Source organism: Micromonospora sp. NPDC004336 (genome assembly GCF_053602615.1).
The window spans coordinates 1-1,046 of sequence record NZ_JBSGDY010000384.1; the positions used below are offsets into that span (position 1 = coordinate 1).

A 1,046-nucleotide genomic window follows, 5' to 3' on the forward strand; every position below is an offset into this window, starting at 1 on the left:
GCCGCCGCCGCCGCCGCCGCTCGCGTCGCGCGTTGACCCGCCGGTCCCGCTCGGCCGGGTTGCCGGTGGTGCGAGGCCGGCGGCCGGCGTACGGTACCAAGATCGGCGGGCGGGGCGGCCCGGCTCCGGGACGGCCCGGCGTGCCCGCTCGCGCCACCGTGACGTGCAGGAGGCACCGATGCAGGACCGCGCCCCGCGCCCGGAGGATCTGGAGCCGATCGAGCGGGCGAGCGTCGACGAGCTGCGCGCGGTGCAGCGGGAGCGGCTGCGCCGGTCGCTGCGGCACGCGTACGACAACGTCCCGCACTACCGCCGCGCCTTCGACGCCGCCGGCGTGCACCCCGACGACTGCCGCGACCTGGCCGACCTGGCCCGTTTCCCGTTCACGGGCAAGGCGGAGCTGCGGGAGAACTATCCGTTCGGCATGTTCGCGGTGCCGCGCGAGCGGATCGCCCGGCTGCACGCCTCCTCCGGCACCACGGGCCGGCCGACGGTGGTCGGTTACACCGCCGAGGACCTGAGGACGTGGGCCCGGCTGATGGCCCGGTCGATCCGCGCCGCCGGCGGGCGCCCCGGCGACCGGGTGCACGTCGCGTACGGCTATGGACTGTTCACCGGCGGGCTCGGCGCCCACTACGGCGCGGAGGAACTGGGCTGCACCGTCATCCCCGTCTCGGGCGGGATGACCGAACGACAGGTGATGCTGATCCGCGACTTCGAGCCCGACGTCATCATGGTCACCCCCAGCTACATGCTCGCCATCGTCGACGAGATGGAACGGCAGGGCGTCGACCCGCGCCGCACCTCGCTCCAGGTGGGCGTCTTCGGCGCGGAGCCGTGGACGGAGGACATGCGCCGGGAGATGGAGCAGCGCCTCGACATGCACGCCGTCGACGTCTACGGCCTGTCCGAGGTGATGGGGCCCGGCGTGGCCAACGAGTGCGTGGAGACCAAGGACGGGCTGCACCTGTGGGAGGACCACTTCTACCCGGAGATCGTCGATCCGGTCACCGGCGAGGTGCTGCCCGACGGCGAGCGCGGTGAGC

1 protein-coding gene is annotated in these 1,046 nt (G+C 74.0%); it reads left to right on the forward strand.

Translation table 11 applies throughout. The features are described 5' to 3' along the window. Nucleotides 1–178: 178 nt before the first annotated feature. On the forward strand, nucleotides 179–1,046 hold an 868-nt coding region (locus ACWENR_RS30905; RefSeq protein ID WP_452280457.1), incomplete at its 3' end, for an AMP-binding protein.